We start from the raw sequence: 17367 nt of genomic DNA, 5'->3' as shown, positions 1-17367 counted from the left end.
CTAACTATTGCCTTTGAAAACGGAGTGCATCAATTGATTGGGCTGTGAGGAAAACACCTAAAATAATGTAACTAGTAAATAAAATTAAGGCGCTGGTATCAAAAATGCCTTGAATTAAAGTGTTGTAATGTTTGAGTAGGGATAGATGACCTAAAGCTTGTCCTATGGGTCCAGGAATAATTTTAGAGATGGAATCAATTAATAACAATAAAATCACCACAGCGAAAGTGAGAACGGCAGATAAAAGTGTACTGTCTGTTAATGAAGAAATGAACATTCCTAACGATAGAATCGCTGCTGCCAGTAAGATTAATCCTACATGACCAACAATAGGAATAACAGGAGTTATAGGAGGATTTGCACCGCTAATAGCGATGGCTTCAAACCCCAGTAATGGTAAAACCATGGCGGTGAAAAATGTTAACACTCCTAATAATTTACCGACAGCTACAGCCCAGTTAGTAATTGGTGATGTGGCTAATAATTCTAATGTTCCTCGTTTGCGTTCTTCGGCATAAAGTCCCATGGAAAGTATAGGGAGAATAAACAATAATAACCAACCAAGGCGGTCTAAAAATGCCCGGATAAATTCATAGGGTACATCTATGGGTGGAACGGGTATTCCAAATTGTTGACCTTGGACATCATAAGCTGCAACTGTGGGTAAAATTCCCCCTGGTCCGATTAAAATCATCACTAAAAATAAACCGGAAATAAACCAAAAAATGCCAGCAATACCATAAGCTAATGGTGATACAAAATAACTTTGTAATTCCCGGCGATAAATGGCAATTATGTTAGCGATGACGATACCCATTTATGCGTTTTCTCCTTCTGTTTCGGCTGTGTCTGCTGCTGGTAGTAAATTCTTTTCTTCTGTTGTCAATTGCAAAAATACATCTTCTAAACTGGCGCTAACACGTCGCATTTCATATAAACCAAATCCTGCCCGAATTAATGCAGCAGCAATATCTTTTCCTGGTTCTGTTCCTGGTTGGGATATGACGCGCAGATGGGGATGGTTTTGATAACTTGTTGGCATTGATTCTACCAAAATCACACCAGATACATTTTGTAATACCTGTTTAGCTAGTGCTGCTTCTCCTGTAATTTCTAACTCATAACCAGAACCTCCGGTCAACTGAGTCATTAAATTTTCTGGTGTATTTGTGGCTACAACTTTACCACGGTTAATAATAGCCACACGGCTGCAAGTCATACTCACTTCTGGGAGAATGTGGGTAGAAAGGATAATTGTGTGAGTACCTGCTAGACTTTTGATCAGGTTTCGCACGTCGATAATTTGCCGGGGATCTAGTCCTACTGTGGGTTCGTCGAGGATAATAGCCGGGGGATCGTGTACAATTGCTTGGGCAATGCCGACTCTTTGGCGATAACCTTTAGAAAGCTTGCGTATAATCACCTTGCGTTTTTCTTGCAGGTTGCAGCGTTGCATAGCTGCTTCAACTTTTTGAAGGCGATCGCCCGCAGATATGCCTTTAATTCGGGCTACAAAGTGCAGAAATCCCTCAACTGTCATTTCGGGATATAAGGGCGGTGTTTCCGGTAAATAGCCGATTTTTTGGCGGATAGCGAGGGAATTTTCATGGACATCATACCCGGCTATTTTGGCCGTTCCTTTGGTTGCTGGTAAATAGCCGGCTAAAATTCGCATGGTTGTGGTTTTACCCGCACCGTTGGGACCTAAGAAACCTAAAATTTCTCCTGGTTCTACGCTAAAGGTGACATCAGTTATCGCTGTGGTAGAACCATATATTTTACTGAGATGTTCAACTTCTATCATGATTTAATTTACCTTTGGGGGTTAAAGTCCCCTACTTCTACAAGCAGCGGGTTTTGCGTCGGGGTAAAATCCCCGTTGCAAAACGTAATTCTAAATTCTAAATTCTAAATTCTGCATTCTTTTAATTTTCCTACTTTGACTTAGCCTCCAAATTTTCTAAGCGGCTTTTTAGTTCCTGATTTTGTTGTTTAAGTTGATTGAGTTCTTCACGCATTTGTAACAAGCTTTTTTCCGTGCCAATATTATTCTGCACTTTGTTAATTTCTTCCTCAGCATAACGACGAACTCGTCCATCTGCGGTTTGATTAGCTAAAGCTTGCAAAATACCAATGGCTTTAGGGGTTTCCATTTGTCCTAATGCCGTCACTACCGCGACTTGGGTTAAAAAGAAGGTTTCTTTGGCTATTTCTGCTAATCGGTCTAAAATCCGTTCTATATTCACAGGAGTTTGGCCAACAGATATCTTACCTAAAGCCCGAATCGCAGATAAGCGCAGTGGTTGGGAGATACCAATTTTAGTGTAATCAATCAGCAAATTTAAGGCGGTTTCCGAAGCTTTAAATTCAGCTAAACCAGCAACAGCACCACTTCTAACTACTTCATTCCAACCAGCCTTTTCTTCTAAAACAGATTTCAGCAGTTTAATGACTTTTTCTTCGTGGGGTTTATCATCTAGGTTGGCAGCAGCTATCACCCCGATAGTATGACAAGCAGCTGCTTCCACATAGTAACTAGCATCCCCATCCTGTACAAATCCCTTCACAGCTTTATAACTAGCATGAGTTTTGATTTGAGATAGAGACTCTAGCACAGATCGCCGCACAAAGGGATTTTGATCTTGTAATCCAGTAACTAAACCATCAAAAGCTTGATCTAGCTGAATTTCTGCTAATTGTTTAGCCACTTCTACACGCACACCCCAAAACTGATCATTTTTTAACGATGCTGATAGGGCTTTAGTTGCTTCTAGCGCACCTTTTTTAGCCAAAGCTTCTGCTGCATAGATACGAGAAACAGGATTGGGATCAAATTCTAACTGCGCTTTTAACTCCGGTATTGGATATTCTAAAGTTACAGTTTTTAGATAATTATTTCCCACATCAAAGCTAATAAAATCTGGCTTTTCTGTTAATGGGAAATAAAAACTTTGTTCCCGTTCATTTACTCGCACGGTAAAAGTTTTCAATTCTGAATTAGGCTGACTATAACCAAAACCGATGGGTATTTTGAGATCAAATAAATCCTTAATATCCGTGCTGGCTTGGGTTTGAGTAACTGTTACCTTTGCTAATTTTGCATCTCCATCCCAAGAGTAAGCCACTTTAAAATCAGGATAACCACCGCGATAAACGTATTGGTCAAACAGAAACGTGAGATTACGTCCAGTTGCTTTTTCAATTGACCTTAATAAATCGACTGTTTCCACAGTTTGGTGAGCATGATCTTGAACAAAGGTGTGGATAGCTGTCCAAAATAATTCCTCTCCCAATTCTGTGCGAATCATGTGATAAACACAAGAACCTTTTTCGTAAATGTGACGATCATAAAGTTCAATGGCTTCGCGGTAAACATGAGTTACCATAGGCCGACGGTAGCGACTACTATCTTCACTTAAGTAGCTACGAGCTTCCAATAAGCGATAATAAGCAGCATCATCTGAGCCATATTCATGTTCCGTCCACATCACCTCAGAATAGGAAGCCATTCCCTCCTTAATCCAAGCATGGGACCAGTGTTTAATCACCAGCAAATCCCCAAACCATTGGTGTGCTAGTTCATGAACAACTAAACTTTCTGTATTGCGATTATCTAATAAAGCCCGTTCATCCAGCAAACAGCGATCAGTTAAGAGTGTGGTAGAGGTGTTTTCCATGCCCCCAAAAATGAAGTCATCCACGCAAACCTGAGCATATTTGGGAAAAGGGTATGAATAACCATACTTTTGACTCAAAAACTCAATCATGCGGGGAGTTTTACCCATGCTGCGTTTAGCATCAGCTTCCCTGCCCTTTTCTACGTAATAGGTAACAGGTAAACCAAGCCATTCATCTTTTATTTCCGCAAAGTCACCTACAGCTAGAGTCATCAAATAGGTAGGGTGAACCTGCTTTTGCGACCAATGGTAAATTTTATGATCTCCATCTTCTGCTGTATCAATTAGTTCGCCGTTAGAAATAGCAATCAGCGGTTTAGGTACACGGACGCGAATTTCTGAAGTTGATAACTGTCCTGGATAGTCAAAGCAGGGAAACCAATAACGAGAGTCTTCGTCTTCTCCCTGAGTCCAGACTTGGGTTGGTTTGTGATGGTAGTGTTTATCTGGTTGAATGAAGTAGATACCACGTTGGGGTTTTTCGACTGAGTAGGCGATCGCTATCAACAATCTCTTACCAATCTGTGTAGGTTGAGAAAGTTGAATACATAGCTTTTCTCCATCGTATTCAAACTTTTCCTCAACTTCGTTTACCTGTACAGTTTGGATATTCAAGTTTACAGCATCCAAGGTCAAACGCTCAATATTATTACGTATTGGCAAGATGCTAATACTACATTTCCCCTTGTAACTTTGATGGTAAATATCCAAACTGAGGTCAAGAAAAATATGTTCTACTTGTCCTGGTCTATCAGGATTGTAGTGTGGTTTAGCCCCTGGTAACTCAAAAGATTTGTGTCCGTTATTCTCTGTATCAAAATAAAAATGCGACATTGATTATTACTGACCTTGTAATCCTGAAACTTTCATAAAAATAGCAATCATAGATGCCTTTCCCCGATCAAATTACTATTTTGATCAGGATTTTGTCTGGGATGTCATGATCTACATCAATTTTCTCATTTTGCTCCCAAGTCTCTATGTCTGGATTTCATCTGAGATTTTGCACTTTTGCATCATCTGGTGTTCGCGTAGCGTGCCGTTAGGCAATCTATTTGCATCGAGTACAAATACTACCAATTATTCCTATAGCTTAGAATAACTTGTGACTAAGAATCAGACTATATTTTTTGCATATCAACTTAAAATACCATTTACGGATTTACTCCTGACTCTGGTGAAGTCTTTTTTAGAGTTCCTCCAAAGTTGTTAGTGTGTAGAAATACTAATTTTGTCAGTAAATGCTGCTAATTTCCCGAAAATTGGTGATAAAAATCCTAGAAACTGACTATTACTGTTGAAAATACCTGATCATAATTTAAACAAAAAGGATAATTACAATGCCTGAAAGCAAATCAAAATTTCTAGTTCCTGCTATTAGCACTGCCATAGTGGTAGCAGGAGGTATAGCTGCGTATCTATATTTGAAAGCTCCCTCTGGAGATAGTTCCAGTCCTATGGGCAGTGCTAAGGTAGTCCCAGCTAATGCCTTGATGGCTACCTATATTAACACTGATTCGCAATCTTGGAATAAGTTGCAGCAATTTGGCAATGCAGAAGGACAAAAATTACTGACAAAAACGCTACAAGATGTCAACAAAGATTTACTGGGTAATAACATTGCTTATGAAACAGACATCAAACCCTGGATAGGTGGTGTAATGATTGCCGTGCTACCACCAACACAAACTCCACCTAATCAATCCATTCCACCTCTCCCGGTACAGCAAGAGTCAAATATCCTCTTGGTAGTAGGTATCAAAGATAAACTCAATGCCTTAAATTTTGCTAATAAATTAAAAGAGCAAAAAAACCAACAAATTGAAGAATTAGACTACAAAGGTCAGAAAATTATTGCCAGTAAAAATAATGGCAAATCCACTTATGCAGTAGTTCTAAATAATACTCATGTTTTGTTAGCACCGGAAAAACAAGCTGTAGAAAAAGCTATTGATACCTATAAAGGTGAACCTTCTTTTGCGAGTAAAGAAGGAGCAAGCAGTATTCTAGCCAAGGGTGTAGATGTTAAAAACAGCCTAGCCCAAATTTATGTGCCTGATTATGCCAACATGACACAACAATTAATAGCCTTAAATCCCCAGGCTAGACAATTACCACCACAAGCTTTAGCACAACTCAAACAAGTAAAATCTCTAGTAGCAGGAGTGGGTGTTGATGATGCAGGACTGCGGTTTAAAGCGGTAGTGAATTTAGATCCCCAACTGAGCAAATTTCAGTATCAAACCACTCCCGCTAAAATAATTGGTCAATTTCCTAGTGATACTATTGCCCTAGTAACTGGTCAGAATATTAAACGCAGTTGGGAAACCTTCTTAGAACAATCAAAAGATTATCCTGAATTGAAGCAAGGTGTTGAACAAACTCGCGGACAACTCAAACAATTTCTCAATCTGGATTTAGATCAAGATATTTTTAGTTGGATGGATGGCGAATTTGCCCTTGGTGTGGTGAAATCTAGTCAAGGTTGGTTAGCAAATGTGGGTGTTGGAGGGGCGATAGTATTTGACACCAGCGATCGCAAAACCGCAGAAGCCACTTTGACTAAATTAGATGACCTAGCCAAAAAGCAATCACTCAACATCACCCAAAAAAGCGTTGGTGGTAAAAATATCACAGAATGGCAAATTCCCCAGCAGGGTGCTTTCATAGCACATGGTTGGTTAGATCAAGACACCGTATTTCTGGCTATTGGTGGACCTGTTGCCGAAGCACTAGCAGATACCAAAGGTAAAACCTTGGATAATACAGAGACATTTAAAGCCGTAACCAGTTCTTTACAAAAACCTAATGGCGGTTATTTCTACGTGGATATGGAAAACACCAGTTCATTAATTACCCGGTTTGCTACAGCAGGTCAACCTCTTCCCCCGGATGCCAGTGCTATTCTCAGTTCTATTCGTGGTCTTGGTGTCACTGTCAATAGCCCCAATAAATCTACCACTCAAATGGAGATGTTGTTAGCTTTGAAGCCAAGTAGCGCCAAATAGGTAGGGGACTGGGGAGATGGGGAGATGGGGAGATGGGGAGATGGGGAAAAATATTGATCTTCTTTCTCCTGACTTCTAACTCCTAACTCCTGCTATAAAATAAAGCTGTTCAACGCTACAAAAATTATGACTACTGCTGTCAAAACCACTCCTGACTTACCTTCCCGGTTAGTAAATGGCATCCTCTCGGTTAAGCCTTTATTTAGTCTGGCCAAACACCAAGCCAGACAAATGATGATTAAACGGGCTGAAAAAATAGGTGTACATTGGCATCAAGAAGTTGAAAAACTGCAAGCACGAGATTGGGCAAATGATTTAGCTCAAGTCCAAAATCCTCAACTTACCTACCCTGACTATTACGTTACTTCATTCCACGCTTACGAAACCGGCAATCTCAGTTGGCAAGCTGCTTTTGAAGTAGAATCTGCTGCTCATGCTGTCCACGCTAAAATCTGGCAAGATACCCAAGCTCAAGGGGATGCCAAGCTACGCGAAAGTTACCACAACATTGTCACCAGTTCCATTTCCCAACCACCACAAGACATCCTAGATTTAGGCTGTAGCGTGGGTATGAGTACCTTTGCTTTGCAAGCAGTTTATCCCCAAGCCAAAATCACTGGTTTAGATTTATCTCCCTATTTCTTAGCTGTCGCTAACTATCGTTCTCAACAACGTCAAGCAAACATTAACTGGGTTCATGCTCAAGCTGAATCTACAGGATTAGCAGATAGTTCTTATGATTTAGTATCTATTTTTTTAATGTGTCATGAATTGCCCCAGTCAGCAACTAGAAATATTTTTGCAGAAGCTAGACGGGTTTTACGTCCAGGTGGGCATTTAGCAATTATGGACATGAATCCCAAATCAGAAATTTACAAGAAAATGCCTACCTACATTTTGACTTTGCTCAAAAGTACGGAACCTTATTTAGATGAATATTTCACTTTAGATATTGAGCAAGCTTTAGTAGAGGCTGGTTTTCAAACTCCTACCATCACCAGCAACAGCCCCCGTCACCGGACTGTAACTGCTCAGGTGCGCTAATAATGTGTGAATAATTTATCTTTGTTGCTTTGGGCAGTAATTCCACCGCTGCTGTTTTTGTGGTTTTACTACCGCCGGACTTATGCTGCCCCTTCTCCGTTACATCTGCTATGTTTGTTCATTATTGGCGCAATCTCTGGTTTCGTCGCTCTGGGATTAGAATGGTCTGTAGAAATTGTTGCTAATTCAGTTGTAGATTGGGCAAAAATACAGCGTTCTTTTGCTGGTTTTTCCCTGCGGCAGATGGTAGTCATCGGTCCTATTGAAGAAGGTTGTAAATTAGCTGCTGTGATTATTCCTGTCTGCTATTTTCAACGCAGTTATAGATTACGCACTAGTACAGTTTTTCTGTTTACGATAGCGGTAGCTTTAGGGTTTACGGCTGAGGAAAATTGGATTTACTGGGTTCATGGTACTGCACCAATTTTAGAACGCATTATCAGCACACCTGTACATTCTATGTTTGCTGCTCCTTGGGGGTATGCGCTGGGGATATATTTTTTTTCTGGAAGGCGTTTACATAAAGATAGAAGTTTAATTTTAACGGCTTGGTTAAATTCTGTATTTTTTCATGCTTTGGTAAATATTTTATCTAGAAGTTGGGTTTATCCCCGTCCCATTAGTTTTCTTGGTTATTGTTTATTTCCTTTTTTGTTATGGCTGTTTTGGCGGTTAGAACAATTACTCCGCAAAGTTCAAGGTAAACGCCCTATTACTTTGATTTCTGGCGACAAATCCCAGGATCGTTATTGGCAAAGAAGTTTAATATTGTTTATTCTTGTACTGGGTGGTAATGCTATTTTTGGGTTGTTTATTCTTGCTAGAAAAGTTAGTCCGTTACCACTAATAAGGCTGTTTGAGGCTGATATTTTCTGGTTTATACTGAGGGAAGTTGCGTTAAGTCTCTGTTTAGGAATTTTGGCTTGGTTGATTTACCGTTATTTACGCAATTTAGCCCGTCGTCGATATTTTTTTCAATGATGAAAAGTAAGAATTCAGGAGAAGCCTGTAGGGGCGAAGCATTCTGGCGATAAATTATCGGTTTTTTCCCAAGTTTATTTTCCGAATGCTTCACCCCTACTCCTTAACTTAAACTCTTGCTAATACTGGTTGACTTACTGCTGCACTAACAGGAGTTGTTTCTGAGTTAGCAGCGTAAATTTCACAGGAGTTATTCGGGCTTTCAATGAGTTTGATTTTGTAAAGTTCTGCACCTATTTCTTGAATGGGCGATCGCAAGGTATTACTAATATAAAGAGCAATATTTTCCGCTGTGGGTACAATTTTGGCAAAGAAAGGAATATCTTTGTTTAAAAAACTGTGATCGAAGGGTTCAACTATATGATCTTCAATGACCTGATTTAAAGCCCCTAAATCAACCGTCATACCCGTGCGGGGATCTATTTCTCCTTTGACGGTAACTTCTAAATGATAGTTATGGCCATGTCCATTCACACGAGCGCATTTACCATAAATATTGGTATTTTCTTCTAAACTCAAATCAGGGTGCGCTAGTCTGTGTGCGGCGCTAAAGTGAGTGCTAATACTGAGATATGCTTCCATTCCGTTACCCATATATTCTGCCCAAAGTTCAGGATGTTCAAATAACTGCACCTTGACTATAGGTAAGTGCGGTGCTAATTTTTGCCAGATCACCCTGGCGATATTTTCTGTGGTGGGGAGAGTTTGTTGAAATTCTGCCCACGCATCATTGAGGTAGGAAAAATCTAGTTGACTGGTAATTTCCCGTTTGATGACTTGTTTCACATCAGACAAGTTCAGCACCATGCCATACTCATCTAGTTCTCCAAGCAGAGAAATAAATAAAACATAGTTGTGTCCGTGTCCGGGAAATTTCGAGCATAGACCGAATTTTTCTACATTCTCGCTTTCACTGAATTCTGGCAACCAATACCGATGGCTGGCCGAAAACTGAGCGCGTCGGTTGACAATACATTGCATGAGTACACTGGGGACAGATTTTAAAATTTCTTAATCTTTCACTTTACATAGTGTAATCTAGTTTGTTGCTGATTGGGCAGTTGTTTTTTTACTGGTAACTATTGAGTAGGTACTGGGGAAAGGGTGCGACCTACGGATTAGGCGTTGTATAATGTCATTGTTAATTTTATTCACTGATGAAAAATAACAGAAAAGTAAATTAATGTTTATGCTCATATAATATTTTTTGCACCTTATTATATACTTAGTAATTTCAGTGTTATATTTATAAGAGTGAAATTTGTGTTGAAAGGATGTTAAAAAATGATCGGATGGTTGTTTGGGGGTGTAGTTAAAAAATTTGAACGTGCAGCAAAAGACGTGATTAAAGAAGGTAGTCAAGAAATATCCAACTTATTTGATTATAAACTCAAACCTCTAGCTGATCAATTTGACTATGTATCACAACAACGTCTTCAAGAAATAGAAGATTTGGAAACTCAGACAAAAGTAGATATTGAAAACTTGCTGAATCATGCTAACGATAAAGTTAAGGCTAATTTACAAGAAATTAATCAATTAAGAGAACAAGTAATTAAAGACTCACAACAAACAATTAGTCAAACAAACTTTTATTTAGAAAATCGTATTAATCAACTTTCATTAGCAGTTATGGAAGTTATTGCAGATGTAGATAGTAGTTTGCAAAGAGTCGAAAATTTAGAAAATCAATTATTTGCAGATGCGAGTCAACTGATAGATAAAATAGATGAAGCAATAGATGGTAAATTAGAATTTATTCGGAATGAATTAAAAAAACATTTACACCATGCTTTACCCAACCCCTTAGATAAATGTAGACAACAATTAGGAATTGGCTGGAAATTTGGCGGTAGTATTTCCGATATGCAGCTTTATAAATTAAATCAATGTTATGAATTGAGTAAATTAAATGAAAACACACCTATTGATCAAGTCTTAGAAACCTATGGACAATTACAACATAATGCAGCAATGATGGCCGCTTTAGTCAGAAAATCTCCAGAATTAAGACGTAGAGCAATTGAAGACTGGATGAAATATGGTTTATTATGTGAATTTTGGCGTAGTACAATAGCTGATTATGATCAAAAAGATCAATTGAAATTACAGGTTAGTTATTCACAACAAATTTTAAAAGGTAATTAATAACTATAAGGTAAGAATAGGGTTAATTTTATGGTTGCATTTGATAATAACTGGAAAACACCTTTAGGAGTTTACGAAAAAGCAATAGAAGAATTGAGAAACGCGAGAACAGAATTACAAGAAACTCAAAATAATTTTCTTGTTACTGTTCAAACTTTGCAAACAGAAATACAAACATTAAAATCTCAACTTCGTGAAACACAAGAAAAACTAGAAACCAGTGAACAAATAACCACAGAAACCAAGAGTTATTTAAGTCAAGCTACAGACGAAATAGAGAATTTAAAAGCAATGTTAAATGAACCACAAGCAAATACCCAAATTATCCAAGAATTAGCGGAGATAAAAGCACAAATATCACAATTACAAACTCACATTCAACAACCAGAACAACAACCTATTTTACAATCTTTATCAAATTTACAATTACAATTATCCCAATTAACAGATGAATTAACTTTAATATCTCATGCTTCGGGAATGGATTATAGAAATTTACAGCAATTATTATCTGCACAAAATTGGCAAGATGCTGATAAAGAAACCTATTCTCTAATGCTGAAAATATCTGAACGTGAAGATAAAGGTTGGTTAGATGATGGAGAAATTAGAAAAATCCCCCGCTATGATTTACATATAATTAATCAACTTTGGGTTAAATATAGTGGTGGTAAGTTTGGGTTTAGTATCCAAAAACAAATTTTTCAAGATCATAAACAATTTACAGCTAGATGCGGTTGGATAGAAAATATTGCTACGAATGAATTGATAAAATACGAAGATTATAATTTTACTTTAGATGCACATAGAGGACATCTTCCCTCAACACCTCGAATAGTCGGGTTAGGTTTCAAAAATAGTAAAGAAATTACCCACCGATTAAATATTTTTTACTCAAGATATTAATTTGTGGAGAAAAAAACCTCACACGGAAAATAAAAAATGTTTAAGAAAATGGTTTTCTCAGTCTATGTCCTTCTGGTTCTATAACTACAAATGCTCCTACTAATTCTGCTTCAGAGTATGATTGTAAAACTCTAGTAAATTCACCGTGAACAGCATTGACAGTGCTAGGTAAAATACGCAGGTAGATGACTCCAGTTCCAAGTGATCTGACAAAAACAAGATTTCCATAGTCTCTGTCTCTTGTCACAACAATTCTGTTTTGTTCCTGTGCTGTTTTCAGTATTTCTTCATCTCTTGCTTGGGAAAGACCAATTTCAGCTACAAGTATAACCTCATGTCCAGCATCAGCAAGGAATCTGGCGGTAACTGCATATACATCTTGATCCAGTAAAAATTTCATGGTTAAGCTGATATCAGATGAATGTCCTCAGCAGCTACCAAAGCGATCGCATATCGCAAACAAGCACGAATATCTTCAACTTCTAAGTCTGGATAATATTCTTGAATAATTGTCTCAAATGAAAGTCCTTCTTTCACAAGTTCAAGAATACTTTGTACTGTAATTCTTGTACCTGATATACATGGTTTACCAAAGTGAATTTGTGGGTTAACAGAAATTTTTTCCATAATCTTTCCATAATATTTAAACCTATATAAATGCTATTATATCATAAGTCTCAATCCGTTAAATATTTGATGTATAAAAATTTCTGATTTCTTACCATTTTTCAACCTACCGATTCTTGTGCTTCACGATGCAATCTTTTAGCTATCCTAAATAATTCTTGACCTGTGTGCAAATAGCGATCATCGTAACTTAACGGAAAATACGCCAACTCTTCTATTCCGTCTGCAAGTTGACTCAAACAATAGTAGAGGTGCGCTGCTGCTGCTGCGAAAGTAGCAGGATTAGGTAAAGAACGAAATCTAATTTGAGCTTCCTTCAAATCTTCTCGACAGGAATCTAAATAATCCTGAAATTCGTCTAACAATTCATCATCAAAAGGATCTGCGGCTAATTCCTCAATTTGCGCTTCTAGAGAACTGAGAATGGTAAAAAGTATCCGATTTACTGGTTTATAAACTTGGCGCAACCATTCTTCAATTTGTTCATCAGCATCTCTTCCCGTTGGCCTAGTTTTTTGATAATGTTTTTGTTCCCAATTGCGCTTTGGTTTGGGAATAGTTGATTTTTGAGAATTATGTCGCAGTTTTTGGTCGTATTGTTGGCGATTTTGAGTATCCCCTAAAACCTCATAAGCTGCATTAATCAGAATAATTTGCTCGTTATTTGCTGTTTTCTGTTGAGTATCAGGGTGAAATAACTTGACCAAGCGGCGATATGCTTGTTTAATCTCCGCTTGGCTGGCTTTGTGACTAACTTTGAGGATTTCGTAGTGGTTAGAATTGACCATGATCAGTTAACGGTTAACAGTTATCAATTATCAGTTAACTGATTTACTTTAACTTATCTTTAGCTGATGTTAGTTACTTACCTTTGCTTCTAAATCTTGAAACAACGGTGTACTTAAATATCTTTCGCCAAAACTGGGTTGAATCATGACTATTAAACGTCCTGCATTTTCTGGACGTTTAGCTACATGAATAGCAGCACACAAAGCAGCACCACTAGAAATCCCAGATAATAGTCCTTCTTCTCTAGCTAATCTGCGACCATAATCGATCGCTTCTTCATCACTGACAGTAATCACCTCATCGATCAATTCTACCTTTAATACTTGGGGAATAAAACCCGCCCCAATTCCCTGGATTTTGTGGGGACCTGGTTTACCTCCTGATAAAATTGGACTATTAGCAGGTTCAACAGCGATCGCTCTAAAACTAGGTTTCTTAGATTTAATCACCTCAGCTACACCAGTAATAGTCCCACCTGTACCCACACCTGCCACAATCATATCTACCAGTCCATCCGTATCTTCCCAGATTTCAGCCGCTGTAGTTTCTCTGTGTATTTTCGCATTGGCGGGATTACGAAACTGTTGCAACATATACGCATAAGGTGTAGTTTCCACTATTTCCTGCGCCCTACGAATTGCCCCACTCATCCCCTCAATACCCGGTGTCAGTTCCAATTCTGCCCCATAGGCACGCAGCATTGCCCTTCTTTCTGAACTCATGGTTTCCGGCATCGTCAAAATTAATTTATACCCCTTAGCTGCTGCTGTCATCGCCAAAGCAATACCCGTATTTCCCGATGTTGGTTCTACCAATACCGTTTTGCTAGGAGTGATTAAGCCTTCCCGTTCGGCATCATTAATCATACTCACACCGATGCGGTCTTTTACCGATGCAGATGGGTTCATACTTTCCAGTTTCACCAAAATCTGCGCCACACACCCTTCCTCTTGGGGAATACGGTTTAACTGCACTAGGGGAGTCCGTCCAACCAATTCTGTAATATTCCGAGCAACCCGCATAATAACTTTTGATTCCTTTAAATGTAGTACATGAAATCTAACTGCCTCCGCGAATCTCGCTGTTCACAAAGATCCTGGAGCGAATATTTTTGTAAGACTGCGTTTGCTGCTTGACGAGCTTCTTGCCAAATTTCTTCCACAATCGCACTATCTACACTTGTGGGGTTGGTATCATCTTCACCAGGTTTGATATCCAGCCCTTCTAAACATTCCAAAATATCGAAAACGCTAATTTTCCAAGGTTCTCTCGCTAACAGATAGCCACCTTTTGAACCGCGTTGACTTTTAACAATGCCCCCACGCCTCAAAGTAGCAAGCAGTTGTTCTAAATAGCGATCTGGTATATTTTGCTGGGTGGCGATTTGTCGAATTTGCATCGGTTCGCCGCTTTCATAATGAGTTGCCATTTCTAATAACGCCAGAATTGCGTATTCAGATTTACAGGATATTTCCACAAGCAGCAATTTAAGAATAAAGGATCATTCATAATTGATAATTCATACTTTTTCCAGTATACTCCGGTTTTCCACTGGGGTTTGTATTTTTTTTCTACCCAAAACAAAAAACCCGCCTCATGGCGGGTAACAATAGATTTGAAGATTGTCAGCAGATTGTCAATGTTCTAGTCTAGAAGGTGAACGTTGTTCTCAGAGTACCAATAAAGGCATCTTGACTGCTGCTGTTCTGTCCTACAGCTGGCAACCAAATCACTCCAGGAGTAACTGAGATGTTATCGGAAACGCGATACTTGTAGAAACCTTCAACTTGGTAGGGAATATCACCAGTGTTAGCAAGACCACCATTATTAAAGGAATAAGGTTGAGCGCCACCGAAAATACCTAATACGTTACCTTTCTTACCAAAGTCAGGTAATGCGACCCCAACTCCATAGCTCCAAGCTTCATAATCATCATTAGCACCGAAGCCTGTAACATCGTGGTAAGAAACAAAACCACTGATGGAAAGTTTCTCACTAGGTCTGAAGGCTGCGGAAACACCGTAGGAGTTGCTGGAAGAGGCGCTAGTAGCGGTTGTCACGCTGTTGCGTCCTAAAGTATTAGCTAGATCAGTACCAACAATATCACCACCAGTACCTATATTACGTCCTGAGTCAAACAAACGGCTACCTGCACCATGATAACCATGTACATAAGTAGCAGCTAAGGCAATGCGATTACCAACATTAAAGTTTAACTGACCTAAAGCCGCATAGTTACCATCAAACAAACCTGCACCAGCAGCAGGGTCATTAGCTTCAGAAGCCAAGTAACCTAAAGTTACTGAACTTGGTTTGAGAATACCGCCACCTTGACCAAAGGGTACATTCAGTGCGATACCTGCACCACCACCAATCCGATAGATGGGGTTTTCAGAACTAAAGGTACTTAAAGCACCGTTACCACCATCGGTTTTGTCGAAGAAGTAGGGGTTATTAACAGCTGCATAATGACTGTGTTGACCACCAGTAGCTGCTATGTAGACCTGTGCTGGTCCAACAGGAGCTTCATAAGTCAGTTTGTCTATCTGAACACTGTTAGCAGGAGCAGTGCTGCCAACTTCAAAAGTTTGTTTACTTTCAGCACTAGTTCCAAAACCTGTAGCATTACCCGCAGCCAAACGGGTATTTAACATATCTCTACCGGTGAAGCTGCTTTGCAGGTTCAAACGGACTCTATCTTGAAAAACGGTCTTACCTTGAGGATTACCACCGATAGAATCAGTGACAGCAAAAATAGCTTCACCTTGCAATTTGGTGGTAGTAGAGAATTGATTAGCTTCCAACTCAGCTGTGCGTGCTTCCAACGCATCTACACGACCGCGTAAAGTTGCCAGTTCAGCAGAAAATTCTTCTTGTAAACGCTGTAAAGTCGCTAAATCCTGTTTTGTCACCATGTCAGCTGTTGCTGTGGCAATCAATTCATTAACACGATCTAAACAAGCATTTAAGCCAGCGGCAAATTCATAACGGGTTAACGCCCGGTTGCCGCGATATGTACCATTGGGATAACCTGCAATACAGCCATATCTCTCAACTAAGGACTGTAAGGCTTGGAATGCCCAGTCGGTGGGTTGGACATCAGAAAACTGAGAAACTGATGTTACTTGAGACTGTAAATTTTGACCTTCGTTGCTGTAACGTTGAACTTGCGCTAAAACTTGAGGCTCTTGGGTAACTTGAGCCAATACTTCAGGCTGGGGGGAAACTTCTGTTGCGGCTTGAGTTTCCAGTGTTGCTACTTCAGTGGTGGTATTTGGAGCCGCCATTGCTGTTCCTGAAACTAACAACGCTGCTCCCAAGACTGCTGGGCTGACCACTAAGGACTTCCACAAGAGATTAGACATCTTTCTTTTACTCCTCACACCGTATCTAATAAGATAACTGTTTTTTGTCGTACTTAATTTATCAAAAATGCGACATCTTTCTTGAAACCTGTGGATTAGGCATTATTGCCACCACTACAATTTTAGTTTTCACAAGGCTAATAATTGATTAACAAATCGTTAAAATTTGATGCAATTAACTTATGCGAAAACTTCCACCTCATAGTTTATTATTATATAATAGGTGAGTCGAATAAGCAATATATAGCTTTTCCCAGGTTAATGAGGTACATAAATCAGGATTAAGTAATCAAAAGCTTTTTACTCACCTTGAGTATTAGCAGGAAGAAAAAATATCTAAAAATCACCTATAAACAACTATCCGCCCTAAGTTAGATCAGAAGATCTAATTTAGGGCGGTCTAGCGGGTCTTCAGGTTGCAACCAGACTGCCGGAAGGAACTCCGACTTTTAGCCTAGCTACTTGAGCTAACTTAGTATCTCAGGATGACTAAGGCTAACTTTTAGAGAACAGCCCCGGCGCACAGCCGGCTAACTGCAACCTGATGACCCATACGTATACTACTTTCTATCATGGGCATCACCTCCTTATTGCCTAATCGGTCTTAGTTTCAAAAAGGCAGAGTGAAAAACTCTGGGTTTGTAACCTGAGATTACTATAGCACATAAAATTAGTTTGGCAATATTCACAGATAAAAAAACCCAGACAAATTGCCTGGGCTGGATGGAAAAGGATGAATGCTAAATGATTTGATTAATTCATCATCAAATTAGAGAGCGTTACCACGTGGTAATACTTCTTCAGGGAATACAAATTGTTCGT

The 17367-nt window shown here is 39.1% G+C and carries 15 protein-coding genes; 5 read left to right on the top strand and 10 right to left on the bottom strand.

Annotated elements, in window-relative coordinates; all coding sequences use genetic code 11:
• Positions 1-4: 4 nt before the first annotated feature.
• The 3 genes from VB694_RS22380 to VB694_RS22370 form a co-directional block, all read right to left on the bottom strand.
• Positions 5-817: an ABC transporter permease gene (locus tag VB694_RS22380; protein WP_323362545.1), complete on the bottom strand. Its 813-nt coding sequence runs from the start codon at positions 815-817 to the stop codon at positions 5-7.
• Positions 818-1804, bottom strand: coding sequence for an ABC transporter ATP-binding protein (locus VB694_RS22375; protein ID WP_323362544.1), 987 nt, complete (start codon positions 1802-1804; stop codon positions 818-820).
• A gap of 130 nt (positions 1805-1934) precedes the next feature.
• Positions 1935-4511, bottom strand: coding sequence for a M1 family metallopeptidase (locus VB694_RS22370; protein ID WP_323362543.1), 2577 nt, complete (start codon positions 4509-4511; stop codon positions 1935-1937).
• Positions 4512-5017: 506 nt separating this feature from the next.
• Between VB694_RS22370 and VB694_RS22365 the strand changes: the two genes are divergently transcribed.
• From VB694_RS22365 to VB694_RS22355, 3 genes are all read left to right on the top strand, one after another.
• Positions 5018-6685: a DUF3352 domain-containing protein gene (locus VB694_RS22365; protein WP_323362542.1), complete on the top strand. Its 1668-nt coding sequence runs from the start codon at positions 5018-5020 to the stop codon at positions 6683-6685.
• Between the two features lie 126 nt (positions 6686-6811).
• On the top strand, positions 6812-7729 hold the full coding sequence (locus VB694_RS22360; protein WP_323362541.1) for a class I SAM-dependent methyltransferase: 918 nt from the start codon (positions 6812-6814) through the stop codon (positions 7727-7729).
• Positions 7730-7735: 6 nt separating this feature from the next.
• Complete coding sequence (locus VB694_RS22355) at positions 7736-8710, top strand: PrsW family intramembrane metalloprotease (RefSeq protein WP_323362540.1); 975 nt, start codon at positions 7736-7738, stop codon at positions 8708-8710.
• A gap of 108 nt (positions 8711-8818) precedes the next feature.
• On the opposite strand, the gene VB694_RS22350 is transcribed toward VB694_RS22355, so the two are convergent.
• Positions 8819-9691 carry a 6-carboxytetrahydropterin synthase gene (locus VB694_RS22350; RefSeq protein WP_323362539.1) on the bottom strand — a complete coding sequence of 291 codons (873 nt, stop codon included), beginning with the start codon at positions 9689-9691 and terminating at the stop codon, positions 8819-8821.
• 303 nt (positions 9692-9994) lie between these two features.
• Between VB694_RS22350 and VB694_RS22345 the strand changes: the two genes are divergently transcribed.
• Positions 9995-10858 carry a hypothetical protein gene (locus tag VB694_RS22345; protein WP_323362538.1) on the top strand — a complete coding sequence of 288 codons (864 nt, stop codon included), beginning with the start codon at positions 9995-9997 and terminating at the stop codon, positions 10856-10858.
• Positions 10859-10888: 30 nt separating this feature from the next.
• Positions 10889-11764 (top strand): GUN4 domain-containing protein, encoded by an 876-nt coding sequence (locus VB694_RS22340; RefSeq protein ID WP_323362537.1) that lies wholly within the window; start codon positions 10889-10891, stop codon positions 11762-11764.
• 40 nt (positions 11765-11804) lie between these two features.
• On the opposite strand, the gene VB694_RS22335 is transcribed toward VB694_RS22340, so the two are convergent.
• The 6 genes from VB694_RS22335 to VB694_RS22310 form a co-directional block, all read right to left on the bottom strand.
• Positions 11805-12164, bottom strand: a complete 360-nt coding sequence (locus VB694_RS22335) for a DUF5615 family PIN-like protein (RefSeq protein ID WP_323362536.1) — start codon at positions 12162-12164, stop codon at positions 11805-11807.
• Positions 12165-12166: 2 nt separating this feature from the next.
• Positions 12167-12391: a DUF433 domain-containing protein gene (locus VB694_RS22330; protein ID WP_323362535.1), complete on the bottom strand. Its 225-nt coding sequence runs from the start codon at positions 12389-12391 to the stop codon at positions 12167-12169.
• Positions 12392-12492: 101 nt separating this feature from the next.
• Positions 12493-13179, bottom strand: a complete 687-nt coding sequence (locus VB694_RS22325; RefSeq protein ID WP_323362534.1) for a J domain-containing protein — start codon at positions 13177-13179, stop codon at positions 12493-12495.
• Between the two features lie 69 nt (positions 13180-13248).
• Complete coding sequence (gene cysK, locus VB694_RS22320; RefSeq protein ID WP_323362533.1) at positions 13249-14202, bottom strand: cysteine synthase A; 954 nt, start codon at positions 14200-14202, stop codon at positions 13249-13251.
• 17 nt (positions 14203-14219) lie between these two features.
• Positions 14220-14657: an Rrf2 family transcriptional regulator gene (locus VB694_RS22315; RefSeq protein ID WP_323362532.1), complete on the bottom strand. Its 438-nt coding sequence runs from the start codon at positions 14655-14657 to the stop codon at positions 14220-14222.
• A 172-nt stretch (positions 14658-14829) separates the two neighbouring features.
• On the bottom strand, positions 14830-16545 hold the full coding sequence (locus VB694_RS22310) for an iron uptake porin (RefSeq protein WP_323362531.1): 1716 nt from the start codon (positions 16543-16545) through the stop codon (positions 14830-14832).
• Positions 16546-17367: the final 822 nt, after the last annotated feature.

The organism is Anabaena sp. UHCC 0451, from assembly GCF_034931405.1.
Classification (GTDB): Bacteria; Cyanobacteriota; Cyanobacteriia; order Cyanobacteriales; family Nostocaceae; genus RDYJ01.
This window is presented reverse-complemented; position numbering and strand designations above follow the sequence as displayed.